General features: G+C 39.4%; 16 protein-coding genes and 1 pseudogene. 2 read left to right on the forward strand and 15 right to left on the reverse strand.

Annotation, left to right across the window (positions count from 1 at the left end; translation table 11 throughout):
- Positions 1–202: 202 nt before the first annotated feature.
- The 5 genes from VUI23_RS21360 to VUI23_RS21380 all read right to left on the reverse strand — a co-directional run bounded on the left by VUI23_RS21360 (position 203) and on the right by VUI23_RS21380 (position 3,048).
- Positions 203–712 carry a TlpA disulfide reductase family protein gene (locus VUI23_RS21360; RefSeq protein WP_216049446.1) on the reverse strand — a complete coding sequence of 170 codons (510 nt, stop codon included), beginning with the start codon at positions 710–712 and terminating at the stop codon, positions 203–205.
- A gap of 397 nt (positions 713–1,109) precedes the next feature.
- A complete protein-coding gene (locus VUI23_RS21365) occupies positions 1,110–1,490 on the reverse strand; it encodes a VOC family protein (protein ID WP_342806022.1) in 381 nt (126 codons plus the stop codon).
- Positions 1,491–1,622: 132 nt separating this feature from the next.
- Positions 1,623–1,874, reverse strand: coding sequence for a superinfection immunity protein (locus VUI23_RS21370; RefSeq protein ID WP_216049444.1), 252 nt, complete (start codon positions 1,872–1,874; stop codon positions 1,623–1,625).
- Positions 1,875–2,485: 611 nt separating this feature from the next.
- Entirely contained in the window at positions 2,486–2,815 is a 330-nt protein-coding gene (locus VUI23_RS21375) for a hypothetical protein (protein WP_342806024.1), read from the reverse strand.
- Between the two features lie 11 nt (positions 2,816–2,826).
- Positions 2,827–3,048: a hypothetical protein gene (locus VUI23_RS21380; protein WP_342806026.1), complete on the reverse strand. Its 222-nt coding sequence runs from the start codon at positions 3,046–3,048 to the stop codon at positions 2,827–2,829.
- Between the two features lie 369 nt (positions 3,049–3,417).
- On the opposite strand from VUI23_RS21380, the gene VUI23_RS21385 reads away from it, so the two are divergent.
- A complete protein-coding gene (locus tag VUI23_RS21385) occupies positions 3,418–5,349 on the forward strand; it encodes a S9 family peptidase (protein WP_342806028.1) in 1,932 nt (643 codons plus the stop codon).
- Between the two features lie 38 nt (positions 5,350–5,387).
- Here the strand turns inward: VUI23_RS21385 and VUI23_RS21390 are convergent, their stop codons facing one another.
- From VUI23_RS21390 to VUI23_RS21415, 6 genes are all read right to left on the reverse strand, one after another.
- Positions 5,388–5,789 (reverse strand): hypothetical protein, encoded by a 402-nt coding sequence (locus VUI23_RS21390; RefSeq protein ID WP_342806030.1) that lies wholly within the window; start codon positions 5,787–5,789, stop codon positions 5,388–5,390.
- 73 nt (positions 5,790–5,862) lie between these two features.
- Positions 5,863–6,807: a hypothetical protein gene (locus VUI23_RS21395; RefSeq protein ID WP_342806032.1), complete on the reverse strand. Its 945-nt coding sequence runs from the start codon at positions 6,805–6,807 to the stop codon at positions 5,863–5,865.
- 239 nt (positions 6,808–7,046) lie between these two features.
- The gene (locus VUI23_RS21400; RefSeq protein WP_342806034.1) at positions 7,047–7,412 is read right to left on the reverse strand and encodes a hypothetical protein; all 366 of its coding nucleotides are present in this window, start codon (positions 7,410–7,412) and stop codon (positions 7,047–7,049) included.
- Positions 7,413–7,519: 107 nt separating this feature from the next.
- Positions 7,520–7,753, reverse strand: coding sequence for a hypothetical protein (locus VUI23_RS21405; RefSeq protein WP_342806036.1), 234 nt, complete (start codon positions 7,751–7,753; stop codon positions 7,520–7,522).
- A gap of 384 nt (positions 7,754–8,137) precedes the next feature.
- A complete protein-coding gene (locus VUI23_RS21410; RefSeq protein ID WP_342806038.1) occupies positions 8,138–8,554 on the reverse strand; it encodes a hypothetical protein in 417 nt (138 codons plus the stop codon).
- 222 nt (positions 8,555–8,776) lie between these two features.
- Complete coding sequence (locus tag VUI23_RS21415; RefSeq protein ID WP_216049439.1) at positions 8,777–9,310, reverse strand: hypothetical protein; 534 nt, start codon at positions 9,308–9,310, stop codon at positions 8,777–8,779.
- 168 nt (positions 9,311–9,478) lie between these two features.
- On the opposite strand from VUI23_RS21415, the pseudogene VUI23_RS21420 reads away from it, so the two are divergent.
- A pseudogene (locus VUI23_RS21420) lies at positions 9,479–9,752 on the forward strand (IS110 family transposase); the annotation flags it as partial.
- A 321-nt stretch (positions 9,753–10,073) separates the two neighbouring features.
- Here the strand turns inward: VUI23_RS21420 and VUI23_RS21425 are convergent.
- From VUI23_RS21425 to VUI23_RS21440, 4 genes are all read right to left on the reverse strand, one after another.
- The gene (locus tag VUI23_RS21425; RefSeq protein ID WP_252729320.1) at positions 10,074–10,472 is read right to left on the reverse strand and encodes a hypothetical protein; all 399 of its coding nucleotides are present in this window, start codon (positions 10,470–10,472) and stop codon (positions 10,074–10,076) included.
- A 185-nt stretch (positions 10,473–10,657) separates the two neighbouring features.
- Entirely contained in the window at positions 10,658–11,107 is a 450-nt protein-coding gene (locus VUI23_RS21430; RefSeq protein WP_342806040.1) for a hypothetical protein, read from the reverse strand.
- Positions 11,108–11,578: 471 nt separating this feature from the next.
- The gene (locus VUI23_RS21435) at positions 11,579–12,127 is read right to left on the reverse strand and encodes a hypothetical protein (protein ID WP_342806042.1); all 549 of its coding nucleotides are present in this window, start codon (positions 12,125–12,127) and stop codon (positions 11,579–11,581) included.
- Between the two features lie 89 nt (positions 12,128–12,216).
- Positions 12,217–12,699, reverse strand: coding sequence for a cupin domain-containing protein (locus VUI23_RS21440; protein ID WP_342806044.1), 483 nt, complete (start codon positions 12,697–12,699; stop codon positions 12,217–12,219).
- Between the last annotated feature and the right edge of the window lie 4 nt (positions 12,700–12,703).

Here is a 12,703-nt window from a genome sequence, read left to right on the forward strand (position 1 = left end):
CAATCGCCAAGCGTTCCATAAGGACAAAGATGAGAACAGGCCCCTTAGTTGGAGCACACTAGTTGATTGCTGGTGACCTAGCTTTGCTATCTCGGCAATAAACTGTTTTGTTGCGAATTTATCAGTCATTCATATTCCGGTATTGGCGCCTAATCCCTTCTTAAATGGGGTAAAAAAGCTGTTTCTGTTTTTGGTGGCAATTTTAAACCGCTAGCGAGCTTGAAAGTTGCTGGTTTAGCACTTCAACAATTTTATCTATAGACGCATCACCATAACCTATTTCATGAAAAACAAGCTCTCCATTTTTGCCTACGATAAATAAGTTAGGAATTGCTTCAACACCAAATTTCTTACCTATGGCACCTCGTTTATCATGAGTTAACGTTAAGTTTAGTGAAGAAAGTAACTTTTTAACCTTGTTATATTTTTTACGATCTTCCTTAAAATTAACGGCTATCACTTTGACTTTATCTATACCCACTTTATTTTGAATATTTTCTAAGATTGGAAGCTCCTTGATACAAGGTGAACACCAAGATGCCCAAAAAGATATAACCACAATTTTACCTTTATGATCCTTCAAGCTAACAATGTCACCATTGTTATCTTTACCCAAAAAATCTGGTGGTATATCCCCCAACTCTAATACTGTTTTAGCATTAATATTTAGAGAAAAAACAACGATTAATAGTAAGATTATTCGACTGAACATTATTACGACTCCCTTCAAACTAACGTCCGAAATTACTGCATCAACTTGACTATCGAGGCCTTACTGTAACAAGCCATTAGTACTGTATCATTGATTAAAATTATTACCCTAGACTAAACCAAACCGCCAGAAAATAACAATTTTTGATGAAGGCTACACTTAACTGGTTTTGATAGAAAAATTAGATATATAAATATTTGAAATTAATAAAGTCGTTACTCAATTGTGGGAAAAAGCAGTGGTTAAATCGTAGAACTAAGGAAAATTTCTATGTTTACGCTAAACACAGACTTTAAAAGCCTGTGCGCAATAACGCCGCGATAAGTGCACAAATATAGCTGGTTATAATGTTGAACGAAGTGAAAACAACCAACTTTATTTCGGTTTGAAGTGCTAGTTAGCCGCGCTTATCAACTCTCCATGGTGGATTGAGTCTATTCTCACCAGCCCAGTATAGTTTGATTTTATTACCTGATGGATCGTGCAGTATTGCTTCACGCCATAAATAACTTTGATCTGTTGGTTGTTGATCAAACTCGATACCAACAGCTTTTAAATCTGATACCCATTGATCTAAATCTTCATGTTCAAAATAAATTACTGCACCATTTAAAAAATCACCTGTTTCTAATGAAAGTGAAAAAGTTGAATTTCCATCGGTGCATTCGAACCGGGCATAATGGGGAGTATCTACAATTTGAGTAAACCCTAGTTTTAAATAAAACTCGGTGGCTTCATCCATGTGTTTAACTGGCAATGTAACTTGATTAAGATTCACGGGACTTCCTTGTGCAATTAACACTAAGCTAACGGGTAAAAATTCTCTGTTAGAATTTCGACACCCCACAGTATTTTCGGTCCAAGCGGTTCGCGCTGCGAACTACGAGGTCAGCAGTTTGTATCCTCTTCACTAATTCTCAGCATTCACTTTATTCGCGTACTTACCAAAAACTTTACCCGTTGTTGCCCAAACCATTACGCCGCCCCATGCTATGACAGAAAAACCGGCAGGAATACAGGCAAGCAATATGTATTTAAAATGCTTTCGGTTGAAAGCTAGAGCAAGCATTGCAGGAAGAAACCAGAGAATAAAGACTCCAATCAATATTAATCCCATAAATACATAGTTGTCACTTGCCAAAATATTATCAATATATTCCATTCTTACTCTCCCCCTAAAATTACCTTTTCTAGATTTATGAAATTGACATCAATATCTGAAATTCAAAGTTACTAGTCTTCTTTCTAAGGGATTTATTACAAAATAAACTGAGATATTTTAGACGCTCGGGGAGATTGAGACATAAGGCTCAACATATTCGGATTTTAAAACGCTTTACCATGATGCACTTGAAAGTATTTTTTACTTAGACACCCATAACATGAAAATAGCCAATGCAGCAGAATCAACCCGCACAACCTGAGGCTGGCATTCTCATTATTTGCTTTAAAAGTAGGATATTTGAAATTTTAGGGATAAAAATATTGTTCAAACTCAGAGCAGTAGCTAAGGCTAATCATCGTTCTGGGTTAAAGCAGCTACTTTTTAAACATGGGTGTCTTGTTAAGAACCCCTTTAAACATGGGTGTCTTGTTAAGAACCTGGGTGTCTAGTTAAAAACCAAGAACCCTCTTTTTAAACATGGGTGTCTTGTTAAGAACCATGGGTGTCTTGTTAAGAACCCCTTGTTAATAACCATGGGTGTCTTGTTAAGAACCCCTTGTTAAGAACCATGGGTGTCTTGTTAAGAACCCTTGTTCAAAAAATGCTATTTACGCCTGCAAAGCAATATAAAATGCTGGTAGGGAAAGAGCGATAAACAGAATACCTAAACCATATCCGTTCCCCTGAGCTAACCGAGCATTGCTCTCATCTCCTATTTCATACAACACTTTCGTATTTTGTCCTATCGGTATTACCTGAGTGCTAAATGTTGTTTTAGATGTAACTTCATAGGTTTTACCGCTAACTCTATATTCAAAGCAGGGCCTGTACATTGTTCGTTTACGGTTAGCATTTTCTTTGTATTGGAGTTCATCATATCGGAGTATTTTGCCGTAGGTTTTTAGGGCTTTGTTATTAAAGCGGTAATAATCAAACAAAATAAACCCACCTAGTCCTCCAAAAAAACACCGGCTATCAATGGAACAATAGTCATATGAGCTCCTTTATAAAAAGAACGCCTAAGAAGTTCAGTTTTGAAACGCAACACCCGCTTAACCACAGCATATATAGAGTCACGGCAAGTAATTACAGCTATTTCAGCAACGCATAAAACAACGTCTAGACCAGCTTTAAGCCCATTTTGAGGGCCTGTGAAAACGAAAATTTTCATAATTCGTTCCACTTACACATTATATTGCCCAAATGGAGCACAATTAACAATCATGCACACAATGCTGTGCACAAACGAGCTATGACTGCAAAGCTTCCAAACTACGGAAAAACACCGAACGCTTTGGTGCAGCGCCTGTGAGTGATGTTGATAGTCCCAGGCTAAAGTGGATAGTGTCGATTTTTACTGGGGAATATGAAAAACATTTGCACTGAAAAGGCGTGCTAATAAACACTAATTTGTTTCAGTTTTCTTGACTTATCTCCTCAGAGTGAACAAGGTAATGTATAACGCGCTTGCATCATTCGATTAATTCAGTACTGGAAGAGAAATTAAGCGCTCTCAACAAATAATATCAAGGATGCTTACATGTTTTTAAAACGTATAAAGACTTCTCTAGCTTTGGCCAGTTTAGTATTCGCATTGAGTGCGTGCCAGCAGGCACCAGAAAACTCAGGAATCACGCCAGAAACTGCCACAAATAAAACCGATGATTTTAAAACCTATGACGCAGCTTCATTTTTTGCGACTACGTCAATGTATGGATCGTCTATCAGTCATGATGGAAGCGCAGTATTAGTTAGCAGTGATGAGTCTGGTATTTACAATGCCTATCGAATACCACTAGATGGCTCTGAAAAACAAGCACTGACAAAATCTACAACGGATTCTACCTATGCTGAGAGTTGGTTTCCAAAAGACGACCGCATTATTGTATCCGCAGATTTAGGTGGTAACGAGCTTAATCACGTTTACGTACGTGAGCTTGATGGCAAACTCGTCGACTTAACACCAGGTGAAGCATTACGAGCTGAGTTCTTTGGCTGGCACGAAAACCAAGACCATTTTTATGTGCTAACTACGGAGCGGGACCCGCGTTTCTTTGACTTGTATTTGTACTCAACAAAAGACTATAGCCGTGAAATGATTTTTCAGAATGACGCCGGCTTTGACTTAAAAGATGTGAGTAAAGATGCAAACTGGCTCGCACTAGCCAAAGCTAATTCAAGTGCAGATTCTGATATTTTCCTCGTCGATTTGAGTCAAGAAACGGCAACTCCTAAGCTGATCGCAGGTGATGAAGAAGAGTCAATTGCTTATTCTATTTATACCTTTTCAGCGGACAACGAGCGTTTATTATATGGCTCAAACAAAGGTAGCGAGTTCACCCATGTTATGAATTACAGCCTAACCGATGGTTCGCATAGTGTTGATTTTGAAGCTGATTGGGATGTGATATTTAGCTACTTTTCGAAAAACGGAAAATACCAAGTTAATGGCATCAACCAAGACGCACAAACGGTATTGAGCATCACTGAAGTCGCCACTGGCAAAGAGGTGACTATGCCAACGCTTCCCCCTGGCGATCTCAGAGGTGTTAACTTTACTGCAGATGAAACAGAAATGGTGTTTTACCTAAACTCAGACACGTCGCCATCGAATCTTTATCATCACAAAATTGGTTCAGATAAGGTGGTGCAATTAAGTAATAACGGCAACCCAAAGATTAAACAAGCGCACTTGGTCGCGGGCGAAACCCGGCGTTTCAAAAGCTTTGATGGTTTAGAAATTCCGGGAATTTTATACAAACCCAAACAAGCAGAAACCGAAAAAGTGCCCGCAATAGTGTGGATACACGGTGGCCCAGGCGGACAATCACGATTTGGTTATTCCGCGATGATCCAGCATCTAGTAAATAACGGCTACGCCATTTTTATGATCAATAATCGCGGCTCTAGCGGTTATGGAAAGACATTTTTTCACCTAGATGATAAGCGTCATGGTGAAGATGACTTACAAGATGTCGTTTACAACAAGAAATATTTACAAAGCTTGGATTGGGTAGACGAAAACAAAATAGGGGTTATGGGGGGCTCTTATGGCGGCTTTTTAACAATGGCGGCAATGACCTTTACCCAAGAGTTTGATGTTGGCATAAATATAGTGGGGGTCACTAACTGGGTGCGCACACTTGAAAGTATACCGCCGTATTGGGAAGCATTTAAACAAGCTTTGTATGATGAGATGGGGGACCCGGCGACAGATAAAAAACGCTTACATAGTATTTCGCCGGTATTCTTCGGTCACCAAGTGACCAAGCCAGTTTTAGTGGTACAGGGTGCCAACGACCCTCGCGTGTTGCAAGTTGAGAGTGACGATATGGTCGCGGCCATTCGTGAGGCAGGCAATCACGTGGAATACGTATTGTTTGAAGACGAAGGACATGGTTTTAGTAAGAAAGAAAACCGCATTGTTGCCTCTGAGCGCTACCTTAAGTTCTTAAAAGAATTTTTGAACTAAACTGTCTGTTGGATAGCGTTCCTACATTTATGGGAACGCTATACCCATCCTCTGAGCTTCGCTGCAATAAAGGGGGCAAAGGCCGTTACTGTGAGAACAACGGGCCATATATTGCCATCCTTGAATGTATAGGCTGCAAATAAATCGTTTAATGACTTGCCTTGCCAAAGTCCGAATGAAAACTCAAAAGCAAGTGTAAGAAGCAGCCATCCAACACCGATAATACACAGCACCCGAAGGCTACGAGTATTTAGCCATGGAAGGGAAAAATACGCCACGCCGACGATTAGAGCCGAGAGCAGCAAACCGCTAAGCACAAGTGCGGACCAGGAGCCGAAATTCGGCACGAATACCGATTCACGAAGCACCCCATTAGCAACGGCTAGCACCAAGATACCAATCCAAATGACGAAAGCCTTTACAGCAACTGTGAGCAGCATTTCCAACCCTCCTAGCGTCTAACGCTAAGCTCAAGCGCCCCATTAGCGGTCTTCTTGGAGCGCTTTGTTAGACTTATTTAATTGTTTTTCGCAGTAAAACTAAATTATCTAATACCAGATTAGACGACCAAATAAACTCGGCATCTGCACCTTTTGTATCAAATACATCCAAGAAATTCATGAATGATTTTTTGTTTTTTACACCAACGGTATCATTAGTATAAGTTAAAGCTGCAGGCCATGAACTGTCATCAAACTCAGGTTTCATCCAGTTTTTATCAACTGCCCAATGGGCTGCAGACGTTTTATTTGCATCAGTTACTTTCTGCTTGTCACAAGCTGAACTATCGCGCACAGAGTGTTCTATTACCAAGCAATCTCGATTAACGATGGGGGAGGTATAAAAAGTTTGAGCTTTCCAACTATTGTCTGTAATAGCTACAGTCTGGCCTTTTGCGTCTTGAAAATGGGCTACTAAGCCGCCATCGCCAGCATGAAATATAGAGCCACGATTGTCTTCCATTCCTAAGCCAAGTGTTTCTTCCCAGTCCACCATCTTTATAGCGATAGTTAACGGCCGATCCGCTTTAAAACGCACAACACTAGAGTTAAATGGGGTGAAAACAACGGGATCGGCAGCAATTAGAATTCCGTTTATGTATAGCTCAAAATAATTGTCGGGAAATATATAAGCCATGAATTCCTCTGTACCTCCCGCATCAATAACTGGCACATCGTTTAGCTCTAATTCATCGAGTGATTTTAATTCCTTGCCCCCACATTGGTTAAACAGATCTGCTGCTTTAGGAGCTTTTTCATAGTTATTTTCTGCAGGTACAATCCACACTTTTCCATCTTCTGATTTGATTTCTCCAACAGCGCTAGGACGAGATTTTCCACCACAATCAATCAAGCCCGCATGCGTTTGAGTTGCAGGACCCATGGTAAAAGTTGGTTGTTCTGCCATAACCGTTGCGGTTAAAAATACAGCCACAAAGATAAGCGAATTTTTTTTCATAATTTGTCCTTTAATCAAAAATCAGGCAATATTTTTGCTTGACATAGCTTATGTCAATTTTACGTTTCTAAAGAAACACTATTGGTAGCATTTACTACAATGAATGGCGTACTGACTTGGAATTCTAACACCCGCATAACGAGCAGTAATATGTAGGCTATAATACCAAGCGGAGGGAACCTAGGTGTTATTGTCCCAGTAACCGAAGGGAGTGAGTTAATGCGTTTGTTGTTCAGCAACTAACTCTGAGTGTTTGCTTTTTGAAAGAAAAACCATCCTGTGACTACAACTGCACCAACGACAACAGAATATATTGGCATTTCAAAAAAAAACATATTCATGGTTCGCTGACCGACATGTTCTGTTTTTGATACCCAAAATAAACCTACAAAGCAAAGAACTAACCAAGGTAAGACAGCGATATTGAGGCGTACTATAAAATTACCGAGGGCATACTTAAACTGAAACCAAATAGCAATTGCTGGAACGACTAAAAGCCCACCAAACCAAAATAGAATATTACCTAGTCCGATGTGATAAGCACATAAAATAGCCGAACTTGAAACGACTAAATTAATACTATTTTGTTTAAATATTTCGCCCATACTTCCTTGCTGTTTAACTTTTAATTAACGGGCGCAGGCTCGTGGGGCATAATGACCAAGCCGCCTGCCTATTTGTGTCCCAACCCGCGCAGCGGCAGACTTATTTTTTAGTGATGCACGCCCAATTCAGAACGACTTTTCAATTTGTTAACGCAGCGTTTAAAAACAGATAAAGATGTAATTCCACCACAAATGATTCCGATTTGGGGAATGGATAGTTCAATTTCCCCCAAAACGAGCATTCTTCCAAGTGTTGAACCGAGCACAAAAACAGCTGCCATAAAAACGACGATAGCAATAACTAACATTGACCACGTCGCAGCTTTTCTCCATTTATACATACTCAGTATTTCCATAGAATCCACTTAAGTACATAACAGTATCTTATATGGCATTATGATTTACCCACCTACTAGATAGTATTGGTATAACAAAACCGCCAAAGAACAATAAGAGCACCGAAAAAAAAGTAGCATTGAACACCAAAGGTACGCTAGCAATTAAAACATAAGCCAAAAGAATCTTTGCCTTCCATTGTTTAGAACCTGCTCCTTTCACAAACCACACGAATAAGATTGTCAAAGACAAAATGGAAACAGGTATAACAAATATCAAACCCTCATTCATATCAATTTACCTTGATTCAACCTTTGCCATATAATGCAAAGGAGGTCCAGTTAGCTTGCTGGCGATTTTTGATGGTCTTATTAAGTAATTTTTCAACTCTAGTCAATTTTGCTAATTTGAAGCTCTTCTTCAACTAAAGTAAGCCGTAACTGAAGAGGAGGCTCCTTGCTGTACTCAAGAATCGACTGGATTAAAAATTCTAAATCTTCACTAGGCACCTCAAAATTTTCTAGGTAGAACAGGTACCCAGCCAGATCTGATTTCGATAACTGACTACTTCCAATTAAGAGAACTTTTTTATTGTTCAGTAGTGATCTACTATCTAATGGAGCGTGGCCAATAAATGGTGACAAACCTTCAACTTCTTTGAGCGTCGGGATAGACTGAAACTTCTCCTGATAAATTGCGATATGGTAGTCATCCCTATTGAAATCTAGTAACCGAAACAACGTTATCTCACCATCTTCATCAGAGATACTTGCATAATAGCCACCCCAAGAAATTTCTATATCCACAACTATGTACTCTCTTATTTTTTTCCGTATTAATTTTGCGTGCGAGCAAAGTAATGGACATCCATGACTTCTTTAACATGCCTAACGATTTGCATATGGGGTACAGGCTCACTGGCTATACTTACATAGAATGAGCCTAACTAACGAGTATGCGTCCCAATGAGCGCAGCGAATGAACACATTGTGTTTGTTATGTTTTTATTTTGCCAAATATCATTTTGGCTACCAGTTGCCACTGTATTTTTTGTTAGCTTCAGAAGCTTCAACTTCTAACGGTGCTTTATCGTATCCGAACTCCGCCATATCAGAAAAATGTTGGGTTACGACTTTATCCAAGCTTGCTCTTTCTATCTGCAACACATGCACCAATTCATGAGCTAATTTGGGTCTATTTAACTCAAAGTCTTTGCGAGTGTAAATTGAATACCCGAAAACTTGTGCATTGTTAATTATTCCATCACCAATAAGCCCAACAGCTTCTCCAAAAAGCTTTAATGCGAAGTTTTCATAAGGGTAAGGAACTTCGTCAACATAAACAATCCTTACTTTTTCTGGGTGCACAATCCCTATTTCAGATGCCAGTAGTAACTCTTTTTTATCTAGGGGGACGCCTATATCCAGTCCTTTTCGATCTATTTCATATGCCCAGTCAATGTACTGAGGCAACAGGACACCTGTGATAATTTTTTCATAAGAAAGTGCTAATGCAATAATTACGGCTATCAAAGTTAATGATGTAAATTTAACTACTTTCATTTTATTAAAAATTTCCTTTTTAAAGTTGTAATTTGTAGAAGCTATCAAAAACTTAACGCCGCGTTCACCGACTAGTGCAGTGCAAGGCTTTGATACTCATTGTGCCTCCTCAATCAGCGTAACTTTTCAACTACTCTGATAGATTACAAAACCAAACGGAGAAGCTCAATGAACTTTTATACTAATACACATCCTTACTATTGCGGAATAGATTTACACGCACGCTTACTTTACGTTTGCGTTATTGATAATAAAAGTGAGGAGCTTGTACATAAAAAAGTAAAGGACTCACCCAAACAATTGCTGGCTTTACTAAGCCTTATTTAGGCAATATCGTCGTGGGGGTTGATGTATGCACTGTTGGTATTGGGTAACTGACTTCTGTCGACAACATAATATAGATTTCGTATTAGGTCATGCCTTGTATATGAAAGCCATTCATGATCTAGCTATACTCTTGAATAGTGCCTGTGCTGGGTAACCGATGAATGTCTCGGCTCTGGCATCCTGCTTCGCTCTACCTCCTAAATCCGGTTAGTCGTAGTGCCCCTGCTATCAATACGTTTATTGAAAAAGCAGGCTGAGATGAGATCGCATAAGAGAGCCGGAGACTGGTACAACTCTATATGTGTTTGCCGTAAGCGATATCCTAACAGTCACAATAACAGATGAAATAAACGGCTTAGCCCAAAGATTTAGATTGAACTAGAAAATAGATCAAAAGCACACTAGTACCTATTGACTAACTTTAGGCTCATATGTGTTAGCTGTGTATACGCCATAATTTTGATTTATATTTTTCGGGTATTTCTTGCTGCCATGGATTGTCATATCCAATTGACTCAAGGATATCAAACCATAAATCTCTCTTGCTTTCTGAAAGTTTCGATGCACACCATGGACAATTATTTATTGTTAATTGACTGTTGCCGTCTCCGTGAGGAATTGAGTACTCATCAAATATTTCGTTGTACTTTATAGTGGCGTCATGACAGTCTTTTGAATCTGGGTGTTGAACACAATGAAACTCAGCATACTGAGCCATATGCACACAAGGATAATGGTCTACATCGATTCCCCGCGATTTCAATGTCGCAGTTAATGCTGCATCACTACATGCATTGCATGAATAAAAGTGATCTAGAGCCTTCTCTCTGATCACAATCTAGACCCTTGATATCACCCTCGATCCAACATTTTTTAAATTCACTACAATTCATGACTACCTTGTACACCTAACTTCCCACTAAGGGGCAATAATACATGGGCGAAAATTAGGAACTAAGTGACGCACCCCATGTGATAGATGTGATAGCCTCCCAGCGAGAGCCTTGAATGGTTTGTTATTCACGATTTAACTAACCTAGTGACTTTAGCTAAACCATAACCTAATGCGCCAGCAACGGCACTAAGCCAAATGGCATGAATAGGAATAAAGATAATAGCTAATGCCGAAGTAGATGAGGTGTGTTCAGACGTAAAATGCGAATGCTGCATATCCCAGTAACCCCAAAAATGGAAAAAAGAGATAGTGGCAAGTGAGCAGTAAAGCGCGATTTTTCCGATTGTAGAACTTCTAAGGCTAGTTAAAAGAGCAACCAAAGAAAGCACTATATAGGGAACAATTCTGAAGACAGTTGAAAACAAAAAACTATCTAAAGTGAAATATTGGGTGGCACGTTCAAAGCCTAGTTGAAGATCGTATCCGCCGACAATAACAGCTAATAGCCATTCAACTGTTGTCTCATTTATCAAGAGAAAAGACAGAAACAATAAAGTCCAAAATAACCATTTCATACCGAATTCCTTTTCGTGCTTACCGTTTCAGATAAGCGGCGCAAGCTTGCTGGCTATACTTGGCGAAGCATGAGCCTCAGCCAGCGAATTTGTGTCCGCAACATACGTTTGCTATTGCGATTCAATATCACGGATTTGCCGCCACAAGCAATTAGCACAACAACGTTGGTAAAAATAACCACCCTAGACTAAACCAAATTGCCAGAATATTACAACTATTGATGAAGGTATATTGAACCGGTTTGGAGACAACCATTTTAGATGTAAGTATTTGAAGTTGATAAAACGGTTAACCAATTACGGAAAAAAACGGTTGTTGACTCGCAGAATTACGGAAAGGCCCAGCCTATGTGCTAAACAATATAATTAAAGGCTTACGCGCTATAACTTTAAGCTAAGCACTACAGTTGCCTGAGGCATAATGGCGAAGCCGCCCTGTGTGTTTACGTCACAGCGAACGCAGTGAATGCGTTAATTAGCTTGTGATATATTTGCACCCTTTATATCAATAAGTTGTTGGATTACATCAGGTAATTTTTGGAATGCATTATTAGCATACGCAATCACGAAATATTCACCTCTCATTTGATTAAAGCCTAATATTTTATTTGAGTTGGCTACATTACGAAAATGAGTCTCAACGTCTAATTGAGAAATCTTTAATTCAATTGAAATACCATAAACACCACCGTAAAGCTTTTCTCGTTTGATATTGCCGACATTTTCCCAACTTACATCAAGGGATGCAGATTCATCACTTGAAGGGGATGAAGGGAAATGTATTCCGTTATCATCAGCTGTGAAATATACCCAGCCTTTCCAATTTGATGGCTTGAGCGATACAAATAAAAAAGCCAAGCCTAAAAACACGAAAGTATACTTTAATACCCATAGGGAATTATCCGACCAGCCTTCATAAGTAACATAAGCTATTAAAAGTGCTCCGGATATTAGAGCGTAAACTGAGCATATTAACTTAGCGCCCCATGATGGTGTTTCGTATTTAAAGGTTCGATTCATTTATAGGTCACACCAATGCAAGATAGGCATATCGCCGCCATAATTTGCCGATTGAAGCCCAGCGTAAAGCGGTCATATTGATGGCTTTATTATAACTTTTTACCCGCATTTGGCTCACTGATATTCCCAATGTCTACAAGGTTCCATGGCATATTCTTTTGACGATAAATCCGTTTATTCAGCTTTGGATAGTCACCAACATCATGCTCCAAACGCTGACCAATTACGATACATTTTAAAAGACAATTGCCGTTATTGCGCAGAGCGTGAGCCTCACCACCCGCACGATAACCGATAAAATCACCGGGTTTTACTGTATATTTTTCATGGCCTATTTGCGCTTCGGCTGTACCTTCGAGTACATAAACGCATTCATCTTCATGGTAGTGTTTATGAAACTCTGTAGATTCGTGGCCGGGTTGAATTTCGATAATGTGAAAGCCGAATCCAGTTAGGCCTGTAAGATCGCCCAGTGACTTATTAATTCTTTTGGCGTTCTCATTAAGGAAATGGGTTTTCGAAATACCTTCAAGCTCTTCTATTTCTTCCTTAGTAACTAGATATTTATCCATTACT

The sequence above is a fragment of the Alteromonas sp. M12 genome (genome assembly GCF_037478005.1).
Lineage (GTDB): Bacteria > Pseudomonadota > Gammaproteobacteria > Enterobacterales > Alteromonadaceae > Aliiglaciecola > Aliiglaciecola lipolytica_A.

Bases quoted from the DNA above. Each gene is read 5' to 3' on its own strand.
- VUI23_RS21360 (WP_216049446.1), bottom strand. From the start codon at position 712: ATGTTCAGTCGAATAATCTTACTATTAATCGTTGTTTTTTCTCTAAAT.
- VUI23_RS21370 (WP_216049444.1), bottom strand. From the start codon at position 1,874: ATGGAATATATTGATAATATTTTGGCAAGTGACAACTATGTATTTATG.
- VUI23_RS21380 (WP_342806026.1), bottom strand. From the start codon at position 3,048: ATGAAAATTTTCGTTTTCACAGGCCCTCAAAATGGGCTTAAAGCTGGT.
- VUI23_RS21385 (WP_342806028.1), top strand. From the start codon at position 3,418: ATGTTTTTAAAACGTATAAAGACTTCTCTAGCTTTGGCCAGTTTAGTA.
- VUI23_RS21390 (WP_342806030.1), bottom strand. From the start codon at position 5,789: ATGCTGCTCACAGTTGCTGTAAAGGCTTTCGTCATTTGGATTGGTATC.
- VUI23_RS21395 (WP_342806032.1), bottom strand. From the start codon at position 6,807: ATGAAAAAAAATTCGCTTATCTTTGTGGCTGTATTTTTAACCGCAACG.
- VUI23_RS21400 (WP_342806034.1), bottom strand. From the start codon at position 7,412: ATGGGCGAAATATTTAAACAAAATAGTATTAATTTAGTCGTTTCAAGT.
- VUI23_RS21405 (WP_342806036.1), bottom strand. From the start codon at position 7,753: ATGTATAAATGGAGAAAAGCTGCGACGTGGTCAATGTTAGTTATTGCT.
- VUI23_RS21415 (WP_216049439.1), bottom strand. From the start codon at position 9,310: ATGAAAGTAGTTAAATTTACATCATTAACTTTGATAGCCGTAATTATT.
- VUI23_RS21430 (WP_342806040.1), bottom strand. From the start codon at position 11,107: ATGAAATGGTTATTTTGGACTTTATTGTTTCTGTCTTTTCTCTTGATA.
- VUI23_RS21435 (WP_342806042.1), bottom strand. From the start codon at position 12,127: ATGAATCGAACCTTTAAATACGAAACACCATCATGGGGCGCTAAGTTA.
- VUI23_RS21440 (WP_342806044.1), bottom strand. From the start codon at position 12,699: ATGGATAAATATCTAGTTACTAAGGAAGAAATAGAAGAGCTTGAAGGT.